This window comes from Microcoleus sp. Pol10D4 (genome assembly GCF_036701555.1).
GTDB lineage: Bacteria > Cyanobacteriota > Cyanobacteriia > Cyanobacteriales > Microcoleaceae > Microcoleus.
This window is the reverse complement of record NZ_JAUBRA010000085.1, coordinates 1-25,931: the sequence shown is the minus strand read 5'-3', so window position 1 is coordinate 25,931 and position 25,931 is coordinate 1. Positions and strand designations below refer to the sequence as shown.

Genomic DNA, 25,931 nt, shown 5'->3' with positions numbered 1-25,931 from the left:
TCACCAATCTGTCAAGCCTGTATCTCAACAACAATCAAATTACCGATATCAGCGCCTTGCGCGAGCTCACCAATCTGTCAAGCCTGTATCTCAACAACAATCAAATTACCGATATCAGCGCCTTGCGCGAGCTCACCAATCTGACAACACTGTATCTCAACAACAATCAATTTGCCCCTCTGTGCGTGTTAGGCGAACTCGCACAGAAACGTCTTACTCTCTCGACTAGGCCAATTGATGGTCAAAAAGCCACAGAAGCCATCAAATTTGTCTATGCAGCTATTGGCTTAGAACAACCCGAAATTATTATTTGCAGCAGTCCCCGCGACGTTTGTCTCCAAATATTCAACTTGCTCAAACACGACCATTCACAAAACTGGTCACCCGAATGGCAGAGGAATAGATGGGGGAAAAAGCTAGAGTGGGAATGGATGTCCCCATCGATTGTGGGAGAATTTGCAAGTCCGGGCGTGTGGGAGTATGAGCTCGATCGCATGACGATCGAGTCCGAAGCAGAGAGTACACTGAGTTCGCTAATGAAGGAATTGGTTAGCAGCTATTGGCGATCGGAACAAAGGATGGCGAATGTTTTCCTCTACAGTTTGTTATCCCTTGGAGATCCTGAAACCCCCACGACTTTGTTTGAAGAAATCTATTTGACCCAATGGTATATCTCTTCATTAGGCGTCAATCTTTCCCAAAAGGCACAAGAAATACATCACTGCCAAAAGCAGCTTTTCGAGCATTGCGGTTGGATATTTCCCTTTGAAAAGTTTTGCGCGGTGTGCGATCGCCCGCGCCACCTGCGCTTTGACAGTGAAAACCGCTTGCACGCGGAAGGAGAACCTGCGATCGAGTTTGCGGATGGATGGAATTTTTACTATTATCACGGTGTCAGATTGCCTGAAAACTACGGCCAAGTCCACCCCAATCAATGGCAATCCCAATGGCTTTTAGCAGAAGAGAATGCCGAACTTCGGCGAGTGTTAATTCAAGGAATTGGTTACGATCGCATTTGTCAAGAATTGTCAGCAAAACAAATAGATAGTTGGCAGGAATATGCACTATTACAAATAGATAACGCAGATGTCGAGCCGATTTGTTTGTTAAAAATGACTTGTCCGAGTACGGGATTCATTCACGCTTTGAGAGTGCCGCCTAACCTGACATCTGCTAGGAAGGCAATTCGCTGGGTAAATTGGGATATTGATCCAGAGGAATTTTCCGTGCAGACTTGATATATAGCCTTTCTCAGGTAAATTAGATGCTCGTGGGCATCGGGCATAGCAGATATAAAAGCGTTTGAGTTTTTAATTTCAGAACGGAGCTGACAATTCATTGAAGAACGGGCTAGGCTAGTTGTAGACTTCTATTTCCATGCCAGGAATGCACCGATAAAACTTCATTCACCCTCCAAACATGGCAAAACAACTAGCAATAGAAACTCGCGGGCTGACGAAACAATTCGATCGCCATATAGCCGTCAATGACATCGATTTGCAAGTAGCTGCAGGCGAAGTATGCGGACTGATCGGCCCCAACGGTGCCGGCAAAACTACCTTGCTGCGAATGCTGGCGGCGGCTGAGGAACCGACTATAGGGGAAATTTACATCAATGGCGATAGGTTATTGCGCGATCGATCGCACCCGATTCTCAAACAGCGCATCGGCTTTCTTCCCGACGACTTTCCCCTCTACGACGACTTGACTGTTTGGGATTATTTAGACTATTTTGCCCGACTCTACAACCTCCAGCAACCGCGCCGCCGAGAGCGAATCAATTCCGTGTTAGAACTCGTGCAACTAACCAACAAGCGCAACAGCTTAATTTCCACCCTGTCGCGGGGGATGAAACAGCGCCTGAGTTTGGGGAGAACTATTATCCACGAACCGCTGTTGTTGTTGTTAGACGAACCAGTTTCTGGCTTAGATCCGATCGCCCGAATGCAGTTCCGCGAAATTATCAAAGTTTTGCAACAAGTCGGCATGACCGTAGTCATATCATCTCACGTCCTCAGCGACTTAGCCGAACTTTGTACCTGGGTCAGCATCATGGAACTCGGATATCTGGTCGAAAACGCACCTTTACAAGAACTTTACAAACGCCTCAGCCGCCAGCAAATTTTCATGTCGGTTTTAGGAAATAAATTACAAGCCCTAACATCGGCATTAAAAAACTTTCCTTGGGTGGAAAATTGGACCATAATCCCGGAAACTCAACAGGTATGCGTAGATTTTTCAGGAAGCCAGGAAGATGCCGCAAACTTATTACGCGAACTCGTCGCCGCCAACATTCCCCTAACCGAATTCCACTGCACTCAAGAAGACTTAGAAACCATCTTCCTCAAGATGGGACACCAGCAAGCATCCTAATTTGCTCGTTTCCGGTTTACCAGAATAAACAGTGAGTTATAACTGAGTCGTCACCCATTCCTAATTACCAATAACCAATGACACTCCACTTACTAGACAAAATAGGCAACTGGAATCCCCAGTTATTTCGAGAAATCAAAGGTCGCTTGAATACTGGCAATATGGCGATCGTCTCTGCCCTTTCCCTAGGCGCTCAACTGCTGCTATTCATGTATTACAGCGCCCAGATACCCGTTCCCCCTGCTAATGGCGAGTACACTTATCCCACCTATCACAGATTTTGCCTAGAGACTGCCGATTCCTCTACGAGAAAGTGTGTCAGAGATGCCTTGGGCAACTTTGTCATTAACTGGCGGGAGTGGTGGCTAGAGATATTCATTTTGCTGAGCATATCGAGCGTGTTAGCTTTATTAGTAGCAGGGACTTATATGCTGGTCAGTGACTTAGACAAGGAGGAACGCCGCGGGACACTCAACTTTATTCGCCTCAGTCCCCAGTCTGCCAAAACAATTTTTCTGGGCAAAATTCTTGGCGTACCAATTTTACTTTATTTAGCAACAATTCTGGCCGTACCCCTGCACCTGTACGCTGGATTAGCTGCTCAAATACCTCTGAATGAAATTTTATGTTTCTACATAGCAGTGGCAGCTAGCTGTGCTTTGTTTTACAGCACTGCCATGCTATTTGGATTGACCACCAGTTGGTTGGGAGGATTTCAACCTTGGTTGGCTAGCGCTATGGTTTTTGTTGTGTTTGGGATTTCTTGGCTTCCGCTCACGCGAACTGCTTTGGATGTGTTACATTTTTTGTCTCCCCTTGCTATGCTGAGATATCCGCTTTTTCTAGTTGATAAAACTGATTTCGATTCGTTAGCTGAAAACTTAGACAAGTTGCAATGGTTTTACTCGCCAGTGGGTACAAATATTGCGATGGGAATTGCTTTGTCTCTCTTAGTTTGTGGTACAGGAATCTACTGGATGTGGCAGGGATGGCAGCGCCGCTTTCCCAATCCCAGTGCTACAGTTTTGAGCAAGCGGCAAAGTTATTTGCTAGTTATCTGCTGTCAGGTAATATTTTTAGGCTTTGCACTCCAATCAGACCCCCCAAACGGCGGTAATCTCATCTGTTTACTTATCTTGAATTTGGTGATGTTCTTAGCTTTAATTGCAGCTTTAACATCTGACAGACAATCATTGTACGATTGGGCGAGGTATCGGAAACAAATCGTTCCCAGCAATCAGAAGCTGTGGCGACGCTACCCACTACTCGATTTAATTTGGAGCGATAAAAGTCCGGCTGTAGTTGCGATCGCGATCAATTTCCTCAGCTCAGTAATAATTTTAACACCTTGGGCGCTGTTGGAAAAAAATGAGATAAACGGATTTGGGGGTGTAATTGGCTGTCTGAATCTCATCCTAATTTACGCAGCCATCACCCAACTATTCCTATTTACCAAAACCCGAAATCAGGAAATTTGGGCCGCCTGCACAGTCGGCAGCGCTCTCTTGTTGCCGCCTCTGATTTTATCGATGCTCTTGCTAACCCCAGAAAAAGCTCCTATTCTCTGGTTGTCTTTAACATTTGGTGGCTTTTGGTCTTCGTCGTCTGTCGCAGCGTCAGGAAATACGATTTTGCTCTCCATACTGAGTCAGTGGAGTGTCTTGGTGTTGTTGAACTTCAAATTGCGATCGCAACTGAGACTCGCAGGGCAATCAGCTTCTAAAGCACTGCTGAAAGCTTGAAAAAGCAGGGGAAGGGATCAAACGTGAAACTCCGATTCAGGCAGGGATTTAAACCCCTGCCTGAAAGCTTAAGTCGTATTCAGACGACTGTTCGACTAACTTATTATGCCAATTCCGCATTTATACTCCACTTTATATTAACCGATGGTGGTCGCCGCTACACAGACAAAGCCCACCTTCGCAGGCTTTAAGATTAAAGTCGAAAAATAATTTATGACTGTACAGATCCAAAATTATAGCGTCAGCGTATATTACTAATGAACGCAGTACAAAATTTCATAAGTTCGCACCGCTAAAAATTTCAGCTTGCCTGTTTGCAGTTAAGGTGCGATCGCCCTTGGCTACACACCCAACTATAAAATACGGCTAAGCGATCTGTATTTAGGAGTGGGTTTATTTGAATCCGGGGGCTGGTTTATATATTATTTTAGCTGCGTGTAATAGTTTTATGGCAAGCCACCCCTACAGCCGAAAATAAGAAAAACTATCCTAAAAGTGTGAATTTGTGATATTTTGACTGAGAATACCGCTGCCGTTAGGCAACAGAAGTATCAAATTTAGAGGGTAATTAGATCGTGGCAGATATTAGAGGCAGCGCACAAGCAGAATTGCTAGCAGGAACTCCAGAAAATGACCTGATTTTTGGTTTGATGGGCACTGACACCATTGCCGGAAACTCTGGTAATGACAGCATTTATGGAGGTAAGCAAAGCGATTTAATTGATGGCAATTCTGGTCAAGATTCGCTTTTTGGAGATTTAGATAACGACATTATTAACGGCGGAGAAGGTAACGATTTTTTAGTTGGCGGCAAAGGCAGCGATTCCATATCTGGAAACTCCGGCAATGATGTTTTGTCGGGCGATCGAGATACTGATATCCTGATAGGCGGAGACGGGGCAGACCTATTTGTTTTGAGGCGCTACGCTGAGGCTGACCCTTTCCGTACCAGTGGGGGTGTTAGTTTGGCAAATGCGGACGTGATCGCCGATTTTACACCCGGTACAGATTTAATCGGTTTGGGAGAAGGTCTCAGTTTTACCGACTTAAATATTCTCGAAGCTGGAAACAATACTGTTATCCAAGACCGCGTAACAGGAGAATTTCTCGCTACCCTCCAAGGGGTGAGACAAAGTGCGATTAACCAGGCAAGTTTCACTAATAATATTAGCAGCGTTGTTCCCAGCCCCCCGCCTCCAGCGCGGACAACGGCTTATGCTTTAACTCCTGCTAATCGGATTGTCGGTTTTAGTCTTTCCAATCCGGGAAGTGTGATCTCAGATTTGCCCGTGACTGGATTGGAAGCGGGAGAAAGTTTGCTGGGAATTGATTATCGGCCGGCTAACGGTTTGCTTTACGGTGTGGGTTCTAGCAATCGCTTGTATACTGTCAATCCGATGACTGGGGAAGCAAGTCCAGTCGGTAACGGGGAGTTTGCTGTTCCCCTAACTCCGGGGGCTGCGGGTTTTGATTTCAATCCCACAGTCGATCGAATTCGGTTTGTCAATGAAGGCGATCAAAACGCCCGCCTCAACCCGGATAACGGGGCACTTGTGGATTTTGACACGGTGGCGGGGGGAATTCAACTCGACGGGAATTTAGCTTATGTTGCGGGCGATCGCAATTTTGGGTCAAATCCGGCTGCTGCAGGGGCTGCGTACACGAATAACTTTGCGGGCGCAACTTCGACAACCCTGTTTGCAATTGACAGCGATTTGGATGTTTTAGTGCGACAAGATCCGCCGAATAATGGAGGGTTGAATACGATCGGATCTTTGGGAGTTGATGCTACTAGCGTTCTCGGCTTTGATGTCAGGAGTATTGGCGGCCGCGAGGTGGCAGTGGCGGCGCTGGAAGTTGGTGGCGTTTCGGGCTTGTACAATATCAATTTAAGTAGCGGTCAAGCTTCCTTTGTCGGTCAAATTGCCGACGGGAGACAGATTAACGGTTTGGCTTTGCCTTTGCCTACAGCTTACGCTTTAACTGTCAGAAATGGCGCTGAAACAATTGTCGGTTTTAATGAGGCGGCACCGCGGGCAATTCTCAGCGACGCGGCAGTTACAGGGTTGCAGCCGGGAGAAAGTTTGCTGGGAATTGATTTTCGCCCCGCTAACGGTTTGCTATACGGTGTGGGTTCTAGCAATCGCTTGTACGCGATCAATCCCGTTACTGGGCAAGCAAGTCCAGTCGGTAGCGGCCAGTTTGCTGTTCCCCTAACTCCGGGGGCTGCGGGTTTTGATTTCAATCCGACAGTCGATCGAATTCGGTTTGTCAATCAAGCCGGTCAAAACGCCCGTCTCAACCCTGATACTGGGGCACTTGTAGATTTTGACACGTTGACGGGGGGAGTTCAACTCGACGGGAATTTGGCTTATGCTGCGGGCGATCCTAATTTTGGCAATCCCGGCGCGGCTGCTGCGGCGGCGTATGTGAATAACTTAGCAGGGGCAAATTCGACGACGCTGTTTGCAATTGACACCAATTTAGACATTTTGGTGCGGCAAGATCCACCGAATAATGGAGTGTTGAATACGATCGGATCTTTGGGAATTGATGCTGGTACCGTTCTCGGCTTTGATGTCAGGAGTGTTGGCGGTAACGAGACGGCTTTAGCTGCGATCGAGGTTGGCGGAGTTTCTAGCCTGTACAATATCAATTTGACGACCGGTCAAGCTTCGATTGTCGGTCAAATTGGTGACGGGCGAGGGATTAAAGGCTTAGCGCTGACTTTGATTTAAATAGGGGAAGGAAGAAGGAAGAAGGAAGAAGGAAGAAGGAAGAAGGAAGAAAAATAATTAAACTTTTTTAATTTACCAATGCCCAATTCCCGATTCCCGATTCCCAATGCCCAATTTGAGTTAATCTATTATTTTGACAAACAAGATAAAATGTTATCTCAAGTTTTTTACTTGCTACGTTCCCGCAGTGATGGCAAATATCTGTCCGCGAATCCCAATCCAGATGCGGCAGTGAGTTACCTGCTGATGTTTCGCGAAGACTATGACGCTTTGAGTTATCTCAATGCCCACGCTGCTGATGTTGCCGATCGATTCGGAGTAGAATCGATTTCCGGTTCTCAGGTAAAAAAGCTGCTTGAACGTTGGGGATTTAACGGTGTGGGGGTTGTTCAAGACCCGCTGTTACCCAATATTGAGTTTTTATTGACAAAGGATTGACAATTGACAAGATTTGCGCTTCACCCGGTTTCAGGAAGAAATCGGGTTTTTTTGTCAAGTTTTGAGGATCTCGCCCGATCGAGCTTGTACACTTCTATGCCCCATATTTAGTGCAATTTGTCAAATATATTAACCTTTAACCCTAAATCTGAATCCTGTTGTATATTCGTAGTTTGATATATTCCGACACGTCAGTACACAACCTATGGTTCGAGAATTAGAGCGATCGAGTGCCAGCGAGAAACGCAACCTGTCCGATTTCCCCGAAACAGCACCCGCAGCCAATCCAGTATTTTTTAGGACTTACAGCCGCCGTACCGAGACAGGGCGGGAAACTTGGGAGGAAGTGTGCGATCGAACAGTCAAGGGGCTGCAAAAGCTTGGAAACCTCACCCCCGAAGAAACACAACTGCTGCACCGGATGCAAAACCAGCTCAAAACCCTCGCTTCAGGCCGCTGGCTGTGGGTAGGTGGCAGCAAATGGATCGAGCAACCAGAGAATTTTTCCGGTGCATATAATTGCTCCTCAACAAATATTATCGACTGGCGTTCCTTTGGTTTGTTAATGGATTTGGCAATGATGGGCTGCGGCACTGGGGCAGTCTTGGAACCACAATATATCAACCAACTGCCGCCGATTCGCAACCGTTTAACCCTAACCATGCAAGGCGAAATCGGCTCTACACCCGCCCAGTTGCGCCGTCAAGAAACAGAAGTAAAAATAGTAGAAAAAACCGCAACTATTTATGTCGGAGATTCTCGCCAAGGTTGGGTAAATTCCTATCAAACTTTGCTGGAATTATCCACAGATGAAAGATTTGCAGGAGAAGTTCAAGTATTCATCGATTTGAGCGACGTTCGCCCGGTGGGAGAACCTTTAAAAGGTTTTGGAGGAGTAGCAAATCCGGTCAAATTGCCCGACCTTTATCAGCGCTGCGCCGCAATTTTGAATAAAGCTTTAGGGCGGCAGTTAAATTCAGTTGAATGCTGCGTGTTGATAGATGAAGCGGCGGTCACGATCGTCGCTGGAAATATTAGAAGATCGGCCGGAATGCGTCAGTTTTCTTTTGAGGACGAACTGGCCGCAAATGCTAAAAACAATCTGTGGCAACAAGATGAAAGCGGCAACTGGAGAATAGATCCAGAACGCGATGCCCTTCGGATGGCCAACCATACGCGAGTTTTCCATACCAAACCTACACTAGAAGAATGTATTGATGCTGTCCGTAAACAGTATTACAGCGGCGAAGGTGCGATTCAATGGGCCGGGGAAGCTGTAGCTCGATCTAACGTTGATTTACTTTCAACACCGAGTCTTAGAAGTGAGTTTTTGAAAGCTTACGACGAAGGAAAAGCTAAAGAGTGGTTGCAGGAGCGCCATCCTAACATGACTGCTGGCGAGTTAGAGCATCGGTTAGTCCGTGTGGGCTTAAACCCGTGTGGTGAAATCATCGGCTCTAATTTTCATTGTGTCAGTGGCGACACTCTGCTAATTACTAGAGACGGACTGCATAAAATAAAGGACGTTCTTGGAACTGAAATCGAGATTTGGAATGGTAAAAGATGGAGCTGCGTCACACCATTTAAGACAGCGAGTGATACTTGTGGCGGGCGACGCAAACTTTATCGTGTAAAGTTTGGTGATGGTACTTATCTGGATGCCACAGAATATCATCGCTTTTTTGTCAAGGATCGCTTTGGTAAAGTTTACAGAGAAGTTCAAACCAAAGACTTGATGGATACAAGTCGATATAGCATTCATACTGAACCTTTTACAATTCAGTATGAAGATGGCTTGAATATCGATTCAAGTTATGCTTACACTTTGGGGGTGGCTGTAGGAGATGGGACTACAGACAAAAATGAGAATGCGAAAGTTCGACTTTACGAACAAAAAATGGCATTATCAGTAGCAGGAAATAAGTCTCCAGAAAGAAGCTATGACTATTTACCTGCTTTTACCGATGTAACTAACTTGAGCTTTTCTGGAGAGTTGCTGAAAAGTTTGAAAGTTAACCCAGAAGCACTAAATGTAATTGCGAGCTGGAATCGGCAAGCAATTTTACATTTTATTGCTGGATTAGCCGATACTGACGGCTCGAATACCCACAGTAATGGTATCAGAATTTATATTTCTGACCGCGATCGCGCTTTTAGATTTCAGTTACTTTTGACCAAATGTGGTATTCGTTCGTCGCTAAATCTTTGCGCTCATCAAGGGTCAATTACTAATTACGGTGTCCGAAGTCGAGATTTGTACTACTTGCAAATTACTGAATGTGGTGAAATTCCTTGTCAGCGGTTAGATGTGAGCAAAGGGACGAATGCTAAACACAAAGGTAAATGGCAAGTGGTCAGAAGTGTCGAAGAATTACCAGGATTGCACGATACTTACTGCTTCAACGAACCAGAGTTTCATAAGGGAGTTTTCGGCAATACCCTAGCTGGAAACTGTAATCTTTCTGAGATCCACCTCAATCAACTTGACCCTTACAATTTCAAAGAACAGGAGGAAGCTTTCAAGGCGGCGGCTCTATCTGTCGCCGTACTTCTCAATCACAAATTTCTTGAACCCCGCTATCAATACAGCCGCGAACTAGACCCGATTGTCGGCGTATCTTTCACGGGATTGTTCGATTTCTTCGTTCACGCTTTTGGCGTTGAGTGGCTGCGCTGGTGGGTGGAAGGTCGCCCGCAAACTCCGCAAGGAATCGCTTTTAAACAGCGGGAAGAAGAGTATTTGAGTGGTTGGCGCGAGATTGTCAATGAGGTAGTTTGGGATTATTGCGATCGCCATTCCTTAAAACGCCCAAATCGCTGCACAACGGTTCAACCATCGGGTACTAAATCTCTGCTGACAGGTGCTTCTCCCGGCTGGCATCCGCCGAAAGCCCAGCGTTTCATTCGCCGAATCACTTTCGGCAAAAACGACCCCGTAGCCCTCGCCTGCATCGACTACGGATACAACGTGATTCCGTCTCAATCTGACAAGGATGAAAACGGCAATTTGCTGAACAATCCCTTTGATGAACGCTGTACAGAATGGCTGGTAGAAATACCTGTTGCAGTAAGTTGGGCTGACTTGCCCGGTGCTGATGAAATTGACATCAACAAGTTCTCAGCGGCGGCACAAATGGACTTTTATATGCAGGTGCAAAAGTTCTATGTCAGACATAACACTTCGGCCACGATTGAACTGCGCGAAAATGAAGTGGAAAGTTTGGGCACTCGGATTTATGAAGCGATTCGCGATGATGAAGGCTACATTTCCGCAGCCCTTTTGGCTAGGTTTGATGCTCTTGAAACTTTTCCGCGTTTGCCCTTTGAACCGGTGAGCAAGGAAACTTACACCAAGATGGTGGAAGAGACTTTAGCGCGCCGGGAAATTGATGTTTTTCACGCGGCTTTGAGTCGCTATGACTTAGGTGAAATGATGGATTCCGGGCCGGCGGGCTGTGATTCTGATAAGTGTTTGATGCCGGAGACTAAGGCTATGTAATAGCCAATAGCCAAATCCCCGACTTCTGAAATTACTTCGATATTTCACGAAGATAACCAAAAGAAGTCGGGGATTTTGTTTCTCAACCTTTTATGTAATAATCCCGCGTTCCCTTCGCATTCATCGCTTCTCCGAGTCGATTTAACCCGTACACGTAAGCCGCAGTTCTCATGGAAACTGACAATTCCTGAGATTTTTTCCAAATTGATTCTGTTTCTTCGACCATTTTATGCTTCAACCGCTGGTTGACTTCATCCAGCGTCCAATAAAGTCCGCTGCGATTTTGCACCCACTCAAAATAACTAACCGTTACGCCTCCGGCATTAACTAAAATATCAGGAATTACTTGAATTCCCCTCGCTTCTAAAATCAAATCAGCAGCCGAATCAATCGGCCCGTTAGCTACTTCAAAAATAAACTTAGCCTTAATATCATTAACATTCGCTTCAGTTATTTGGTTCTCCAAAGCTGCTGGAACCAGCACGTCTACATCTAATGCTAAAAGCTGTTCATTTGTCAAGATTTCGTGTTCGATAATATTGCAAACTGAACCTTCGCAGTAAAGAGCTTTGATACCTTTGTTAGAGTCTTTAAATCCTCGAATACTGGGGATATCCAGCCCTTGTTTAGCATAAATTCCCCCTTGGGAATCGCTGACAGCAACAACTTTGTAACCTGCTTTCCAGAGCAGTTCAGCTATTTCTGCACCTGCATTACCAAACCCTTGTACTGCGACAGTTGTATCTTGAGGATTTAGCTCAAATTTGGGTAGAATAGTTTGTACTACAAAAAAAGCACCCATTGCTGTAGCCGTATCTCTGCCCAAGCTGCCACCAATTGTCACTGGTTTACCAGTCACAACCGCCGGAGAAAGCTGCCGCTTAATAATATTGTATTGATCCATCATCCAACCCATAATCATGGGATTGGTGTAGACATCCGGCGCGGGAATATCTACATCGGGGCCGATGAAATCTGCGATCGCATCGACATATCCCCGGCTCAACCGTTCCAATTCCAGTTTGGACAATTCCTTGGGATTGAGAGTAATTCCGCCCTTTGCTCCTCCAAAGGGCAAGTTCAAAACTGCACATTTAAAAGTCATCCAAAATGCTAAGGATTGCACTTCATCAAGGGATACTCCCGGATGATAGCGCACTCCTCCTTTAGACGGGCCTCTGGTATTGTCGTAGCGCACCCGATAACCTTGAAAAATTCGCAGGGAACCGTCGTCCATCCGCACGGGAATCGATACAATTAAACTAGATTTGGGGTGTTTCAGCCTTTCAATCGTATCCTCGGAAAGGGACACATATTTTAAGGCTCGTTCTAATCGGCGGCTGGCATCGGCAAATAATGATTCAGACATAAGAAGTTAGTTGACTGTTGACTGTTGACTGTTAACTGTTGTCAGAAGAAGGCTTCGGGTGCTTAAGCTAATTTAATCACAATCCTGGTTGAATGCTGCCTCCTTTCTTCTGACAACAGTCAACTACTTTGTGTCGATCGACAATATCGCAGTGCCAAGCAGCGATTAAGCAGATACACTTACAATAGAGGGTGATATTTAAGCTCAAACCCCAATTTGAGTTCGCTCGCTCAAATCACAGCCAGCCATCAGGGGAATTAAATTCTGAAATAGCTCGATGCTTTAGCTGACGTTAGAAACTGAATTATTATTATTATGGTTGGACTCCTAGCCGCACTCTCTGCGTCTGCGGCAGGGGGTATGAGAATTGCCCTGCCCCTGCTGTTAATTGGTTTGTTGCGGATTGACAAACTTTGGTCGGAAATACCTCTATTATCGGGGGTTCCCCCCCAAGTGGCTATCACCATCTTGGTGAGTTGGTCGCTGTTAGAGTTATTTGCTTCTAAAACCTTTGTAGGACAACGGGTACTGCAAATTGTGCAAATTATTTTTAGCCCCATTGTAGGAGCAATTATGGGAATTGCGATCGCTCAGGTAAGTTCGATCGAGGAAATTATTGCTCACCCTTGGATGCTGTGGATAATTGGTATTGTCGGAGGTTTGTTGGCTTTAGTGCTGCAACTGGTACAAGCTGGATGGTTTTATCGGCTGCGGGGTTTGCCGATTTGGGTGATTTTCCTCCAAGATGTTCTGTGCATTTCCTTGGTTTTGTTTGCCTTTGACGCACCACGGCAGGGAGGGTTAGTTGCGATGACGCTGCTGTGGCTGGCAATTCGCAGTTCTAAAGAGTGGTATCGCTGGTACAAAAGTCAGGGAATACCGGGCGATAGGGGAAATCCCCGCCGCCACAAGCGCGATCCTGATTAGTTAGTGATGAGTTATTGGTGATTAGTAATATCGTTTACGGTTGTTTCGGAATGATTTAACCGCAGAGACCGCTGAGGGCGCTGAGGAAGAGAAGAGAGAGATGAATAATTCCGATCCCAACTGATTTTATATCATTAGTCATTTGTAACAACAGTCAACAGTCAACAGTCAACTGTCAACTGTCAACTGTCAATTTAAAGCAATCCGATCGAGTGTAGCGGGCCCTGACCCGTAATTAACTCCAGCAATAGTGCCACAAAACCAATCATCGCCACACGACCGTTCCAGACTTCCGCCCCCGTGGTCAAACCCCACTCCCACTGCTCTTGAGGGTACATTTTCACTGTCTTGGAAGGGCGTATAACATCAGAGAATTTAACGCTGGGAGATTCCATCGACTCGATGACTAAATCGGCCAAGGCTTCAATAAACACCGGATGAGTATTCAAGGCGGGGACTCGGTAGAAATTCTCAATCCCCGATTCTTCTGCTAATTCTCGATACTCCATGTCAATTTCTTGTAGAGTCTCGATGTGTTCGGAAACGAAACTAATCGGAACTACCAACAAATCTTGCACTCCATTTTCTGCCAATTCGGTAATGGCGTCTTCGGTGTAAGGCTTGAGCCATTCCACAGGGCCAACCCGACTTTGATAAGCTAGAGTGTGTTCGTTCGATCGATTCAAATGTTCCATAATCAGACGAGTGCAATCTTCAATCTCGCGCTGATAGGGGTCTCCAGCCTCTTCTACGTAGCTGAGGGGGACGCCGTGGGCGCTGAAAAAGATGTGAACTCGATCGGGATTCGGATTGTGGTCTAGTTGTTGGGCTATCAATTCCGACATTGCCTGAATGTAACCAGGCCGCTGATACCAAGAAGGAATCGCGGTATATTGTATATCCTTGAGGTCAGGATCTTTGCCCCACATTTCTTCTAGCTGCCGGAAGCTAGAACCGCTGGTGCTGATGGAAAATTGAGGATACAGCGGCAAGATTGTCAAATGTTCGATACGATCGCGCTTTATTTTGGCAATCGCCTCTTCAGTAAAAGGATGCCAGTAGCGCATCCCCACGTATACTCGAGCATCTTGTCCCTTTTCTTGCAAGAGTTCTTGCAGGGCTAGGGCTTGTTCCTCGGTAATTCGCCGCAAAGGAGAGCCGCCCCCGATTTGGCGGTAGTTTTCCTGGGATTTCTGAAAACGCAGGGTCGAAATCAACCAGGCGAGGGGTTTTTGCATCCACGGAAACGGAATGCGAATGATTTCCGGGTCAGCAAACAAGTTGAACAAGAAAGGACGGACATCCTCGATTTGATCTGGCCCGCCCAAGTTTAATAGCAATACTCCCACACGACCCATAGCGGTTACAGCTCTCCCATCGTCTCAGTTCTGTTACTTATTTTTATCATTTGACACTCCCGGGCCTAAAGGCGTGGGGATTCTTAATTCAGCGACTGACCTTTAAGCGCTATGTCCTTGCGGCAATTTTTAAACCTTTCAACCGTAGAAAATACCACCAATTGACGAGTTCAACTCACAGCAACCCCAGAGGGTCTGTCTCCAAAAGCGTACTAGGATATAGCCTAGAGTTCGGGTATGCCCTACCCTACTTAACAAATGAACCAAATATTTGTTTCCTGGTAAAGAGAATACGTTGATTCTCTAGCTGTTTTAAGAGTTTTCGCTGCTCTGTGTCCAACAGTTTGTGCCCAAAAGTGTGTCTTAACTGTTTCACTTGAGGCAAAGGAGTTTAACCTTGACTATCGTAGTATACCACAAGTGCCAGCAATTCCCTGATTTTTGGGAATGGATTTAAGAAATTAAAGCCGTGCTAGAAGGACGGGGTTTTAAACCCAATTTCCAGATAATATCTTAAGTCGATAGCAAGGTATACATAATTTTGACTATGGCAACACTTTTTAGAGATTTAAGTTATCGGTATCAGTGTCTCTAGGATTGCGATCGCGCGTCTGGCTGCTTTGAGCGTAGGCGGCAATCCTCGTTTGGGTGACAACGGGCAAGGAAAAATGTACCATCAGCCAATTATTATTTAGAAGCTTTTGCCGACTGTCAGTTTGACAGGAGTACGCAGCAGCGTTGCGATCCACGAAATGCAACGGGCGCAATTGCGACAAATCTTTCAGGAAGTATACCGCGCGATCGAATCCGGTGGTCTATTCATTTTGGTAGATTTTCATCGACCCACAAATCCGGTATTTTTGCCAGGGTTGGCTGTATTTTTGTGGTTGTTTGAGACTGAAACTGACTTGGGGAGTTTGTTGGCAGAGGTAGGATGGCGATCGTACAATTCCGAAGTAACTGCACAACCCAAACTTTATGCTGGCGCCAGCATTCAAGTAATCCAAGTTCAAAAGTCATTAGTCAGCAGTTATTAGTCATTAGTCAGCAGTCATTAGTCATTAGTAATGGACGCGCAAATTATTGACTAAATACTGCTGAATTCTTACTTTTAAAATGAAGAATGTCTACTCATCGCTAATCCTTCATGACTAATGACTAATGACTAATGACTACTAACTAATGACTAATGACTACTAACTAATGACTAATGACTAATGACTAATGACTAATGACTAATGACTAATGACTAATGACTAATGACTAATGACTAATGACTAAACAAACTTTTTCGCTTCTGCCAAAGCCGCCTCAAACTTGAGCAATACATCCTTTTCGGTGTGAATAGCTTTCTCTTGTTCCAGCAGCGGGCGGCCAAAGCGAAAAATGCCGTCCTGTTCTACGTGTTCGACATAAGGCAGCGTTTCTGGATGCGGCAAAAATTTTCTGCCTATGGTGTAAGGCGTGTGGAAAGAAAAGCTATAATCGGGAAACTTGTCGCTCTTGATTTCCAGGTAGTAAAGCGAGTAATAATCTTTGGTTTCGCAGTACACACATTCGCGGCACTTATTTACAAGTTTGCGGTTCTGATAGAAAAAATCCCACTTATCCCAAAAGTAGGCATCTTTCATCATTTCCTCGTGGTCGTCGCACAGTTCGAGATATAATTTGTCAGAATCCGCCGGACGGTAGAAGTAAAGCATGGCGTAGGGCATTTCAATCAGTAACTTGACTGCTTGATTTTTTCGCTGATACCATTCCTGCTGGTGAGCTTCGTAAATTTCCTTATATTTAATTGCTTTAAAGCTGTTGAGCTGATTTTCTTTTGCCCAGCGCGACGCCCAAACTGTCCAGTAAGCTAGCTGGAAGGTTGCTGAAATTTCCGCCGAACCTTGTTCTTTCCAGTCGGCTATGATTTTTTCCCAAGCTGAACTAAAAGCTAATCGCGATTGTTCGTTTTCTTCAGGCTTTTCTGTATTGATTGGGGTGGGTATTTGGTGATTATTTTTAATCAGCCCTTTGGGTTCTTGGCGCCAATTATTAATATCGGTTGGCGTTAGACTTAAGATGAATCTTCTGTCGTGAACGGGATATTCTAGATGGATTCCTGATTTGCGGAAAGAGCGGTATTCTAAAATAGGGAGTTTGTCTTGTTCAATCCACTGCTGGCGTTCTGCTGGCGAACACTTGAGTATTGTTTCTAATTCTACCGGATCGACGGCTAATTCACTTTTGAATGTCTCCCAAAATCTTTCTTGTTCGGCGGGATTTGCTTCCAGCAGGGATACAATTCGGTTGACGAGATGATCTGTTTTGTCTGGGCAATTTTCGGGAAGTCCTAAGAAGTCGAGGAGTTTGGTCTTGAGTATTCGTCTGGCTGAGATTAGCTCGGCTAACATGAGAAGCTCCAGTAGAGTCATGACTTGCGCCCTTGAACTGGCAAGATTTGCACAAGTCTTATATATCTTAATAGATTCTCCTGGGTTGTCGGCAATTGAAATGTCTGCGCGAGCGAAGCTATCCCCAACGTGCCTGCGAGCCCGTTGCGTTAGGGTATCGCCCAACCTCCGCCCCCTCCCTAAGCTAAAATACTCAAAGCTAGACCAAAACGCCGATCGACCTTTTGCCCTTTTTGGCTAAAATCGATAATTACGATCGCGCACCCACAAACTCACAGGCACAGCATGGCCTGTTTTGTCAACCTTTACTTCTACCAAAAAAGATTGTCGCTGCTTCCTTTGAGCTTCGCTAATATCCTGATTGACTTTTTCCCTTTCATCCTCTGGCATATAATAAGTTTCTAAGCCGTATTCCATCTGCCAACCGTTATATTTGCCCTTAATTGCGATTTGGTTGGCGGGCAAATTGGTGGGATTTTCCAGACTGACGCGGACGGGTTTCCAAGCTTGGGGGCGGCCGGGATTAGTCGCCGCTTTTGGCGCTTCTAAGATTACATAAAAACTGGTTTGTGGCTTGACATTGTATGTATTTTGTGGACAAGCAGCCCCAGGCGGACAAGATGTGTTTTCGGCAGGTAAATCTTTCCAGCCGGGGAGTTTTTGGAGATTTGTGCTAGCGGAAATATCATAGCTCAAAACTTGGTAATATCCGCGCAAAAAGTCGTAAGGGTCTACTGGTGCTGTTTGCAGGACAACTGTTTTCCCAGTAATAAAAGTGTAAACGGCGGTGGCGGGTACGGCGGCAATTAGTCCGATTTGCAAGAGTAAAGGAACCCACATTCGCCACGCGGGAAGGCGTTTTGCTTCCGGGGGAAGCAGAAACTGATTTGTTGTATCTGGATTTTTAACTAATAAGTCAATGTTGTTTGTGTTCATGTTATGTATGGGTTATATTGTTTACGGTGGTTTCGGAATGATTAAACCACTGAGACCGCAGAGGGCGCTGAGTGAGAGAAGAGAGAGATGAATAATTTCTATTCATCGGGGATTTTTGCGAAGTGGCGCTCGAACCACAAACCAGCAGCTATTACGCCTATTCCGCACAAAACAAATACAAAAGATTTGAGCAACAATCCTGTGTTATATTCAAAGACTCGGCTGATAATTTGTAGGGTGATTAATACCATGCCTCCCCAAAAAGTCCGGCGGTTTCCTAATGCTAAACCTTCTCGGATTAAGCCGACAGCGAGCAAAAATGATAAAACATTGAACAGAAAAGTTGCTAATTGAGGAAGGGGAGTAAAATTGAGGTGAATAAGCGGTATTAAGGCGCTGGCGAGGATTAAAATCCCCATCGCACTTGTAGTCAAATCCACTGCTTTTTGTCTTGGTCGCCGCAGTTCCAAACGTCCCAAACGCAGCCACTCAAACAGCGTGAAACCGCCCAAAACAGCCACATTTGCCAGCAAAACCCAATCCGACTCCGTTGGCGCAAAATTCGGCAAATCTTGCCACCACCAGTGGAAAGAAAGAACATAAAACACACCGGCGAGAAACAGCAGGGCTAAACTGCGGGCGGTAGGTTGAAACAGCTTGTTGCGTACCTTCGGCCAGATTGCATCGTCGTATCCCCACAGCAAAGCGGGCGGTAGGGCGCAAAAAATTGCTGTACCCCAGGTTAGATTTAAGCCTTGGACGATAGAAACTTGTAGGGAAAAAATTATCGCGATCGCACCTATGGCAAAAATAGCACGTGATCGACACCAATAAGCCAGCGGCACAAACATTATACTCGCTGCGATCGGCATTTGCCGCACCAAAACTTCCAGCCAAGAAAACTCGACTTTGGAAGACCAATCTAACACGGCCAGCCAATAGCCTAAACCGACTAAAAGTGCGGACAAAACGCCCAAGGAAGTCAACCGCAAACTGTAAGCCATTCCGAGCACGCCGATTCCCCAAGCAAGGAAAAGTCCGTAGGAAGAACCGCCAATATGGAACATTTGCGCCATCAATGCCATATTTGCTCCTAAAATCAGAGCCCCTAATAGCAACAATCCTTCACCTAGGAGTTTGTTTCGCCCTTTTGTTGCGGGCAGATTGGGATTGGAGTTTTGGCTTCGGGATGGGGGAATTCGCCACAGATAGAAACCTGCTGCATTGACTGCTACGAAAAGACTTAGCAGCAGCGCAACTCTCACTTCCCGCGACCAAACTTGCCAGTTTGCCGCTACAAAGGTGATGACTCCTATACCGAGGAGAATGCCGCCGAGACTGATGAGAATGCTGAGGAATCGGTTGCGGGAGGCGGTTTCGAGTGTGTTGAATTGGTAGCGTTCGGAAAGTTGTTGGTAGAATGAAGTGTCGATGAGTCCTTCTGCTTGCCAGAGTTTGGCTTGATCTCGCAACTCGCGCCGAAATTTATCTGAAATCATTTTTAATATTCCAGAGGATTTGAACTGTGATAGTTTTTAATATGTCACTTGTGGGTTGATTGTCGATGGAGGCTGGGACACCTGCTGAACTTGCACAGCAGATTTGATTGATCTCCTTCGGCTGTTGCAACCGTTTCTACATAAACAAATTCGCAGCAGAAAGAAACGAATAAATCAAGGAATGTAATATTATGGTACAAGCTCAATCTAAAAAATTAACTTTTGACGAGTACCTTAATTACTCAAATGATACGGGCCAACGCTATGAGTTGATTGATGGGGAGTTAATAGCTTTGCCACCAGAATCTGAACCTAATAATTTCATTGCTAACTATCTATTTTTCTATTTTGCTAGCAGCGGGCTAGTGCCACTCAGGCTGATTAAAACGCACAATTGCGAGGTTCAAGTTGCTGTTTTGCGATCGGGAGATGCGGCCAACCGCTACCCCGATTTGATAATTCTGGAACCTGAACACATTCCGCTGACAGCAACCAGGCTAACTATCACTTTCGATATGCTGCCTCCTCGGTTTGTTGTGGAGGTAGTGAGTCCGGGTAGAGTGGGCAGGGATCGGGATTACGATCGCAAACGAGCTCAGTACGCAGCGCGGGGCATCGCAGAGTATTGGGTTATCGATCCAATAGAAGAAGTGGTGACGGTTTTCCGGCTTGAAAATGGGCAATATGTTGAGGTTGGGGTGTTTCGGGATGGAGAGGCGATCGTATCTCCGATGTTTCCACAGCTAAGTTTGACGGTTCAACAGATTTTGAGTGGAGTGGTTTAAGGGCGGATCAATAGCTAATTGGTTAGCATTCATCTAACCACCTACCGATTAGTGAAAATCTCCACTCTCAACCTGATTAAGGCCATGTTTCAATCCCTGATAGGGATTTAGGTTGATTGCAACCTGTAAGTTTCGCTAACAGTCACACCATTTTTAGATAGTGACGTGAGAATATCATCAACCTTACTTTGCTAAATAAATCTAGGCGGGGATACTCACAATTCCCCGCCTAGGACTCGAAACTGTTACGGCGACGTTGAAGGGTGAGATTAAATATCTCAAACTACGATTAAGAATAATGGTATGTTACCGCTTAGTGCTAAAATAATAAAACATTTCCCTGAACTATATGAATACTACTTACCCAGTGATTTTGTATCCGCTTTCTATTCAAAAAGCTTTGGCAAGCTTACCTCCACTACCCGAACAACCTAAAATTTTACCTGAACCAATACTTCAAACACTACCTAAACCAGAAGAACCCGAAGTTTTTATTGAGTTACTTCCTAAGAAGTTACAAATAATTACATTATTTCTTTCTGAACTAGGAGTATCTATAATCAGTGCCTTTATTAGTAGCGTTAGTAATAACATTGGAGCCGGAGGGGTCTTTTTTATAATGTTAACATTAGGAGTGGTTTGGTTTGGTTATAACCAAGTTGAAAGCTATCCTATCAGACTTAGCCAATATCGAGAAAAACTAACAGCTTACCAGGAAAAACAGAATAGTTATTCTAAAATTATTAAAAAATGGGAACAATCCCGACATCAAGATAAAATTAAACATAAAAAGTTGCTTGCTGAATGGGAACATCAAAAGCAAAAATTAGAAAAAATCTACCAGCAGGAAATTGAAATTTTACAAACTCCCCAAAAAGTTAATGATTGGAAAATGAAGGCTTGTCAACAAGCGTTTTTATCACTTAACCCCCAAAAGTTTAATATAGAATCAGCCGAAGACAAAAGAGGATTTGCAGAATACCCTCACAATTCTCAATTTCCTAAACTGCTCAGAAAATATTTTAATGATGATAAAATATTCATCTTAAAGATGGTAGTAGATTACACACCAGATTTTGCCTACGTTGACCATGAAAACAACCGAATTTCAATAGATATTGAAATAGATGAACCATACACACCACGCCAATATCCTAACAATTCTCCGTTGAAAACAAATCATTGTATAGGTCAAGACGATAACCGTAATTATTTTTTTCAAGAGCGTGACTGGTATGTAATTCGTTTTAGCGAAAGGCAAATACTAATTCACCCTGAAAGTTGTTGCAAAGTGATAGCTCAACAGATTTGCAAATTTACAGGTGACGATGCACTTTTAAGAGAATTTGATAACATTCCTGACTTACAGCCAGAACCATTGTGGACAAAAAATGATGCCATCAATAAAGCTAACAGGAGAGAGAGATTAAATTATAGTGTCGGAAGAATAGCTCAATCAATGTTAGAAAGAAACAAGGACAATAGAAATTTCTCACAAATAAGATCCAAGGAACCTCCCATACCTGCTAATGTGTTGATGTCGGAGATGATTAATGAAGGAAGCCTCACATTAAATGACATGAAGTCCCTGTTAACACTAAGACAGAAGATGAAAAACGAAACGTTAAAAAGAGCTAAAAGGGAAGAAAATAAAAGCAAAGGAGATGGGAATAATATCAATTCTTAACCTTTTATAGATTCTATAAGATTAAAGTTGTGATTGTGGTTGCCAAACCCAATTTTCATTTCCAAATCCTAAACCTGATACTTTAGGAATGAAAAGTTTTGGTGCTAATACAGTAGGAATAGAAACAGAATATTCACCCTCATTGTCATTTATCTCTTTTTTGTAATACTCGTAAAGTAAACACATTAAAGCAGCTACAGAATTTAAGGTGTTAGAGAGATTTGCTAAGTGATAATTAGAATTGTTATCATTCGATCGTCCATGTTTTAAGGTATTATGATCTGTCCACCATTGAGGAGAATTATTAGGTATATTCCACTTATACCAAGGTTTTAAATCTAAATTGTAAGCTGGGCAAGAAATAATTTGGTTTGATAATGTTCTATAATCTGAATTCATTATAATATCTCGTAGCTGTTTAATATTCACTCTTGGATTTGTTGACAAATTTATTCTTGTTGCAAGAATCTTAAGTATATTTTCACATTCAGCACAAGAGATGAAAAAAATTCTAAGTAATTCAGTAGAAAAAGTATTACCATTATTCACAATATTTACATCATCAACACCACTAAATTCAATAAAACGTGACGTAGTAATCAAGTCTGTTTCCAAACTTAAAAAATATTGCCAGTAATGATAATTAGTCATTGCTTGTCTCCATAAAACAATTTATTATGCTGATTATAAGCTGTGGAGTATTTAAACCATTAACGATCCAGGTAAGGTGCATCAGCTAGAACACTGATTATACATGGGAAACACTTATTGAAGCGCTCGCACCCTACTATTTTCCTTTAAATGTCGAACAGCTTAATGCGTTTCGCTTTGGATGTCAATGTGACCGCTCGCAACCTTCTGAACCGCTCCGATCGTACCAACACTGCCACCCAATCCAGTTAAAAAAAAGCCGTAGGTTGTAACGTGCGAGTGTGACGCAAAAAAGCTAGACCGCCACCACTAGACCGCCACCGCTCCGACCTCTAAAAACTAATGACTGATATCTAATGACTAAGCCGTGCAGTCGTGCCAACCGCTCCGACCGTGCAGCCGTGCCTGTGGTGCTGTTGTAGCCGTGCCAGCCTCGGTAGACGTGTAATCAACCCCAAAACCCTCTACACCCCGCTAGATGGCTGCATTTTGCCACCTTGCCAGCGGTGCGAGTGCGAGTGTCAGTCGATCGCCCTGTTGCCTCGGAGTCATCCGATCGCCCTGTTGAATCTGGCAATTTGAAGGGGTAACGACAGACTAAAAAAATTACCCCCTGAAAAAAACACCTATCCACAGGCGCAAATCTCAACTATCAACCCGATTCAAATTCCAGTCGTAAGGCAAAAAAACGATCGCCCATCCATCACCCACAGCCACCTCCGGCCCCAAATAACCGCCCACATACTCAGCCACCGAACCCGCCGCCTTTACAAAATCCTCGCCGTACCACTTAAAAATTTGGCTCAAATAAAGCGTCTTTTTCTCGGCATCATATCGCACCTTATCAGGATTGTGAATAAAACGGCTGGCATCCGCTTCTAGTTGAGTCCGTACCGACTCCGGGAAATAAGCCCCCCGGCGCAGCAGCGGGCACCCGACTGAAGCGCAAACTAATGCAAAATGGATGCGCGGTTCCGCAAATTCCGGCCGCAAAATTGCGTGTTCGATTTGATTGAGACTGTACTTTTTGCCGCCAATAATCGTATTTGAACGAGTGAAAAAATCCAAAAAACTCAGCCAGTTGGGAATTCCCAAAATTTTGGGACGGATGGACGCGATCGGATATACTTCCAGAACTTGAGAAATTGCGATCGCATTATACGCATTCAGCCACAACGCCAGCCGCGCATCCGCATCAGTACCATCCGCCAAATCCACATCGGCCAAACTTTCCAGCCACCCCCTCAAAACATCCGCCCCCTCAGCTTTCCAGCGCCGATAATTGACGCGGCCCAAATCGTCAACGTAGCGTTGCAGCAACTCGTCCCAAATCGTAAAGTCGATCGTACCGATCATTTATTACTATCCCTAATCTAAGGCGGGCATTGCTTTAGCTTCTGCTTCTATTTAATACTACCCTCAACCCAAATAACACCTGCAACGGTAGCATTTTTTAGATTAACCCCCTCAAACGGGCTCTGGATTAAATTAGCTTGAGTAAAATTAGCGCCTTGTAAATTAGCTTGCCGCCAAGAAGCCCCGCTCAAATTTGCCCCGGATAAATTAGCTTCCCTAAAATTTGATCCTCTCAAATCTGCCCCTGGCAAATTCGCATTTGCTAAACTCGCGTACCGCAGGCGAATGCCGCTCAAATCGCCGCCCGGACACTGGTTAGTTTACCGCAACTAATTGATTTGCTGCGGGTTAAGTGCAATCACTGGTGTAGCCAACCCGAAAATCATTCCCCATGAAACTGCTCCCAAAGTTACAGATTTCCTGCTCTTTACATTCTACAATCTTAAAAGATTCTTAATTTCAATTTCAACGGGGATCGGTTTCTTCCGGCACAACACCCCTCCCACTTTGAGCTGCAATTTTTTAAATTCCCCTTACCTCCATAACACACTATGACGGATCGAACCAACTTTTTCGATAAACTGTTAGCGGCTGTTGAAAGCAATCAAAGTTTGCTTTATTTAGCCCTCGACCCCGACCCGGAAACCTTGCCCGCCCTAGTTTCCATGACTGGGGAAGAGACTCAAACTTTTGTAACTGATTTGTTGTCAAAGCTAAAAAGTGCGATCGACCAAACAGCCGATTTAATCTGTGCCTGCAAAATCACCCTCGGTTTTTACCAATCTCTCGGTATTCCCGGTTGGGCATTGCTGCAAGAAATTTTAACAATTATTCCCCCTCACCTGCCAGTAATTTTAGATGCCAAACACTGCGATTTAAATACCAGCACAGTGTTTGCCAAAATTGTATTTCAAGACTGGCGAGTTGACGCTATTACTTTAAGTCCCTATCCCGGATTCGACCAAGTAGCGCCATTTTTGTTATACGCTGGAAAAACTGTTTTTGTCCTCTGTGCCACCGCCAACCCGTCAGCGGCGGCTGTTCAAGAATACCCGACGCCAAACAACCCTTTTTACTTGCAATTAGTCCGACTCTCTCAAACTTGGGGAACTCCCGAAAAAGTCGGTTTAGAAGTAGGAGTATTGCCGGATATGTTAGCCCGCATCCGCAAAGAGGCTCCTGAACGCCTAATTTTAGTCGAAGGAGACATCGCCGAAGAAAATGACCTCACAGAAGAAAACGACCTCGCACAACTGCTGGCCGCCGGTTTAAGCAAGAATGGTGAAGATTTATTGCTGCCAGTCCCCCCGAGTTTATTAGCGGGGAAAGAGCCGCGCCGAGAAATTGAGAAATTGCGGGATAGTATTAATAAACAGAGGCTGCGGGCGATCGAAGGTAGTCCCACTTGCGAATTGTGGCTGCCCGATGTTTGCTTTTTGCAACAGGAACCTCACCGCGATTTAATCTTGCAACTTTATGACATCGGCTGCGTAGTTTTTGGCGACCACGTACAAGCATCCGGCGCCGTATTTCCATATTACATCGACTTGCGGAAAATTATCTCAATTCCGCAGATTTTCCATCAAATTGTCAGCGCTTATGCAGACATTCTCAAGAATTTAAAATTCGATCGCATTGCGGGAATTCCCTACGGTTCTTTACCCACTGCAACTGGTTTAGCCTTGCGGATGGAACGCCCGATGATTTTCCCGCGCAAGGAGGTGAAAACTTACGGTGCGGGCAAATTAATTGAGGGGCATTTTCAGGCAGGAGAAACGATTGTCGTAGTCGATGATATTTTGATTAGTGGCAAAAGCGTGATGGAAGGCGCGGCTAAGTTAAAATCTGCTGGGTTGAATGTGGAAGATATCGTGGTATTAATCGACCACGAACAGGGAGTCAAAGATAAGATGCAGGCCAACGGTTATCGCGCCCATTCTGTGTTAGCGCTTTCGGAAATAGCTCAAACTTTGTATCAAGCAAATCGCATCGATACCGAGCAATTCCATCTTTTGACTGCGGAACATTAAACCCCAATTCCTGTAGGGGCGGGTTTGGCTAGTTACCAGGCTCTGCCGGGGAACGAGTAAGAACTATAGCGTCGGTACAGTATTAGAAGTTGACAAAAAAAGAGATATATGAATCTACCCCGTCAAGGAATTCAACTCTATGCC

At 44.8% G+C, this 25,931-nt stretch carries 20 protein-coding genes; 12 read left to right on the top strand and 8 right to left on the bottom strand.

Features of this window, described 5'->3' with window-relative positions; all coding sequences use genetic code 11:
• From QUA36_RS27695 to nrdJ, 6 genes are all read left to right on the top strand, one after another.
• Nucleotides 1-1,238, top strand: a 1,238-nt coding sequence (locus tag QUA36_RS27695; RefSeq protein ID WP_333459774.1) for a DUF6745 domain-containing protein, incomplete at its 5' end; no start/stop codon positions are given.
• 181 nt (nucleotides 1,239-1,419) lie between these two features.
• Complete coding sequence (locus QUA36_RS27690; RefSeq protein WP_333459773.1) at nucleotides 1,420-2,373, top strand: ABC transporter ATP-binding protein; 954 nt, start codon at nucleotides 1,420-1,422, stop codon at nucleotides 2,371-2,373.
• 77 nt (nucleotides 2,374-2,450) lie between these two features.
• Nucleotides 2,451-4,115 (top strand): hypothetical protein, encoded by a 1,665-nt coding sequence (locus QUA36_RS27685; protein ID WP_333459772.1) that lies wholly within the window; start codon nucleotides 2,451-2,453, stop codon nucleotides 4,113-4,115.
• Between the two features lie 575 nt (nucleotides 4,116-4,690).
• A complete protein-coding gene (locus QUA36_RS27680) occupies nucleotides 4,691-6,853 on the top strand; it encodes a DUF4394 domain-containing protein (protein WP_333459771.1) in 2,163 nt (720 codons plus the stop codon).
• 150 nt (nucleotides 6,854-7,003) lie between these two features.
• The gene (locus QUA36_RS27675) at nucleotides 7,004-7,291 is read left to right on the top strand and encodes a hypothetical protein (protein WP_006630975.1); all 288 of its coding nucleotides are present in this window, start codon (nucleotides 7,004-7,006) and stop codon (nucleotides 7,289-7,291) included.
• A 205-nt stretch (nucleotides 7,292-7,496) separates the two neighbouring features.
• Nucleotides 7,497-10,790: a ribonucleoside-triphosphate reductase, adenosylcobalamin-dependent gene (gene nrdJ, locus QUA36_RS27670; RefSeq protein WP_333459770.1), complete on the top strand. Its 3,294-nt coding sequence runs from the start codon at nucleotides 7,497-7,499 to the stop codon at nucleotides 10,788-10,790.
• An 82-nt stretch (nucleotides 10,791-10,872) separates the two neighbouring features.
• Here nrdJ and QUA36_RS27665 read toward each other — a convergent pair whose 3' ends face one another.
• Nucleotides 10,873-12,159, bottom strand: a complete 1,287-nt coding sequence (locus tag QUA36_RS27665; RefSeq protein WP_333165551.1) for a Glu/Leu/Phe/Val dehydrogenase — start codon at nucleotides 12,157-12,159, stop codon at nucleotides 10,873-10,875.
• 315 nt (nucleotides 12,160-12,474) lie between these two features.
• Here QUA36_RS27665 and QUA36_RS27660 point away from each other — a divergent pair, with 315 nt between their 5' ends.
• Nucleotides 12,475-13,086 (top strand): DUF4126 domain-containing protein, encoded by a 612-nt coding sequence (locus QUA36_RS27660; RefSeq protein ID WP_333454094.1) that lies wholly within the window; start codon nucleotides 12,475-12,477, stop codon nucleotides 13,084-13,086.
• A 194-nt stretch (nucleotides 13,087-13,280) separates the two neighbouring features.
• On the opposite strand, the gene hemH is transcribed toward QUA36_RS27660, so the two are convergent.
• Nucleotides 13,281-14,444, bottom strand: coding sequence for a ferrochelatase (gene hemH / locus QUA36_RS27655; RefSeq protein WP_333165534.1), 1,164 nt, complete (start codon nucleotides 14,442-14,444; stop codon nucleotides 13,281-13,283).
• Between the two features lie 701 nt (nucleotides 14,445-15,145).
• On the opposite strand from hemH, the gene QUA36_RS27650 reads away from it, so the two are divergent.
• Entirely contained in the window at nucleotides 15,146-15,481 is a 336-nt protein-coding gene (locus QUA36_RS27650) for a hypothetical protein (protein WP_333459769.1), read from the top strand.
• A gap of 240 nt (nucleotides 15,482-15,721) precedes the next feature.
• Here the strand turns inward: QUA36_RS27650 and QUA36_RS27645 are convergent, their stop codons facing one another.
• The 3 genes from QUA36_RS27645 to QUA36_RS27635 all read right to left on the bottom strand — a co-directional run bounded on the left by QUA36_RS27645 (nucleotide 15,722) and on the right by QUA36_RS27635 (nucleotide 19,278).
• Nucleotides 15,722-16,864 carry a hypothetical protein gene (locus QUA36_RS27645; protein WP_333459768.1) on the bottom strand — a complete coding sequence of 381 codons (1,143 nt, stop codon included), beginning with the start codon at nucleotides 16,862-16,864 and terminating at the stop codon, nucleotides 15,722-15,724.
• A gap of 216 nt (nucleotides 16,865-17,080) precedes the next feature.
• A complete protein-coding gene (locus QUA36_RS27640) occupies nucleotides 17,081-17,779 on the bottom strand; it encodes a GDYXXLXY domain-containing protein (protein ID WP_333459767.1) in 699 nt (232 codons plus the stop codon).
• A 98-nt stretch (nucleotides 17,780-17,877) separates the two neighbouring features.
• Complete coding sequence (locus QUA36_RS27635) at nucleotides 17,878-19,278, bottom strand: DUF2157 domain-containing protein (protein WP_333459766.1); 1,401 nt, start codon at nucleotides 19,276-19,278, stop codon at nucleotides 17,878-17,880.
• Nucleotides 19,279-19,469: 191 nt separating this feature from the next.
• On the opposite strand from QUA36_RS27635, the gene QUA36_RS27630 reads away from it, so the two are divergent.
• Both QUA36_RS27630 and QUA36_RS27625 read left to right on the top strand, forming a co-directional pair.
• Nucleotides 19,470-20,063: a Uma2 family endonuclease gene (locus QUA36_RS27630; protein ID WP_333459765.1), complete on the top strand. Its 594-nt coding sequence runs from the start codon at nucleotides 19,470-19,472 to the stop codon at nucleotides 20,061-20,063.
• A 349-nt stretch (nucleotides 20,064-20,412) separates the two neighbouring features.
• Nucleotides 20,413-21,750 carry a hypothetical protein gene (locus QUA36_RS27625; RefSeq protein WP_333459764.1) on the top strand — a complete coding sequence of 446 codons (1,338 nt, stop codon included), beginning with the start codon at nucleotides 20,413-20,415 and terminating at the stop codon, nucleotides 21,748-21,750.
• Between the two features lie 21 nt (nucleotides 21,751-21,771).
• On the opposite strand, the gene QUA36_RS27620 is transcribed toward QUA36_RS27625, so the two are convergent.
• On the bottom strand, nucleotides 21,772-22,401 hold the full coding sequence (locus tag QUA36_RS27620) for a hypothetical protein (protein ID WP_333459763.1): 630 nt from the start codon (nucleotides 22,399-22,401) through the stop codon (nucleotides 21,772-21,774).
• A 375-nt stretch (nucleotides 22,402-22,776) separates the two neighbouring features.
• Here QUA36_RS27620 and QUA36_RS27615 point away from each other — a divergent pair, with 375 nt between their 5' ends.
• On the top strand, nucleotides 22,777-22,983 hold the full coding sequence (locus tag QUA36_RS27615) for a hypothetical protein (RefSeq protein ID WP_333459762.1): 207 nt from the start codon (nucleotides 22,777-22,779) through the stop codon (nucleotides 22,981-22,983).
• Between the two features lie 63 nt (nucleotides 22,984-23,046).
• On the opposite strand, the gene QUA36_RS27610 is transcribed toward QUA36_RS27615, so the two are convergent.
• A complete protein-coding gene (locus QUA36_RS27610; protein WP_333459761.1) occupies nucleotides 23,047-23,757 on the bottom strand; it encodes a DUF547 domain-containing protein in 711 nt (236 codons plus the stop codon).
• A gap of 47 nt (nucleotides 23,758-23,804) precedes the next feature.
• Nucleotides 23,805-24,053, bottom strand: coding sequence for a pentapeptide repeat-containing protein (locus tag QUA36_RS27605; RefSeq protein WP_333459760.1), 249 nt, complete (start codon nucleotides 24,051-24,053; stop codon nucleotides 23,805-23,807).
• Between the two features lie 255 nt (nucleotides 24,054-24,308).
• Between QUA36_RS27605 and QUA36_RS27600 the strand changes: the two genes are divergently transcribed.
• Complete coding sequence (locus QUA36_RS27600) at nucleotides 24,309-25,787, top strand: bifunctional orotidine-5'-phosphate decarboxylase/orotate phosphoribosyltransferase (RefSeq protein ID WP_333459759.1); 1,479 nt, start codon at nucleotides 24,309-24,311, stop codon at nucleotides 25,785-25,787.
• Nucleotides 25,788-25,931: the final 144 nt, after the last annotated feature.

Coding starts and splice junctions, on each gene's coding strand:
- QUA36_RS27620 (WP_333459763.1), bottom strand. CDS start 22,401: ATGACTAATTATCATTACTGGCAATATTTTTTAAGTTTGGAAACAGAC.
- QUA36_RS27630 (WP_333459765.1), top strand. CDS start 19,470: ATGGTACAAGCTCAATCTAAAAAATTAACTTTTGACGAGTACCTTAAT.
- QUA36_RS27685 (WP_333459772.1), top strand. CDS start 2,451: ATGACACTCCACTTACTAGACAAAATAGGCAACTGGAATCCCCAGTTA.
- QUA36_RS27610 (WP_333459761.1), bottom strand. CDS start 23,757: ATGATCGGTACGATCGACTTTACGATTTGGGACGAGTTGCTGCAACGC.
- QUA36_RS27640 (WP_333459767.1), bottom strand. CDS start 17,779: ATGAACACAAACAACATTGACTTATTAGTTAAAAATCCAGATACAACA.
- QUA36_RS27625 (WP_333459764.1), top strand. CDS start 20,413: ATGAATACTACTTACCCAGTGATTTTGTATCCGCTTTCTATTCAAAAA.
- QUA36_RS27645 (WP_333459768.1), bottom strand. CDS start 16,864: ATGACTCTACTGGAGCTTCTCATGTTAGCCGAGCTAATCTCAGCCAGA.
- QUA36_RS27600 (WP_333459759.1), top strand. CDS start 24,309: ATGACGGATCGAACCAACTTTTTCGATAAACTGTTAGCGGCTGTTGAA.
- QUA36_RS27690 (WP_333459773.1), top strand. CDS start 1,420: ATGGCAAAACAACTAGCAATAGAAACTCGCGGGCTGACGAAACAATTC.
- QUA36_RS27665 (WP_333165551.1), bottom strand. CDS start 12,159: ATGTCTGAATCATTATTTGCCGATGCCAGCCGCCGATTAGAACGAGCC.
- QUA36_RS27675 (WP_006630975.1), top strand. CDS start 7,004: ATGTTATCTCAAGTTTTTTACTTGCTACGTTCCCGCAGTGATGGCAAA.
- nrdJ (WP_333459770.1), top strand. CDS start 7,497: ATGGTTCGAGAATTAGAGCGATCGAGTGCCAGCGAGAAACGCAACCTG.
- QUA36_RS27635 (WP_333459766.1), bottom strand. CDS start 19,278: ATGATTTCAGATAAATTTCGGCGCGAGTTGCGAGATCAAGCCAAACTC.
- QUA36_RS27660 (WP_333454094.1), top strand. CDS start 12,475: ATGGTTGGACTCCTAGCCGCACTCTCTGCGTCTGCGGCAGGGGGTATG.
- hemH (WP_333165534.1), bottom strand. CDS start 14,444: ATGGGTCGTGTGGGAGTATTGCTATTAAACTTGGGCGGGCCAGATCAA.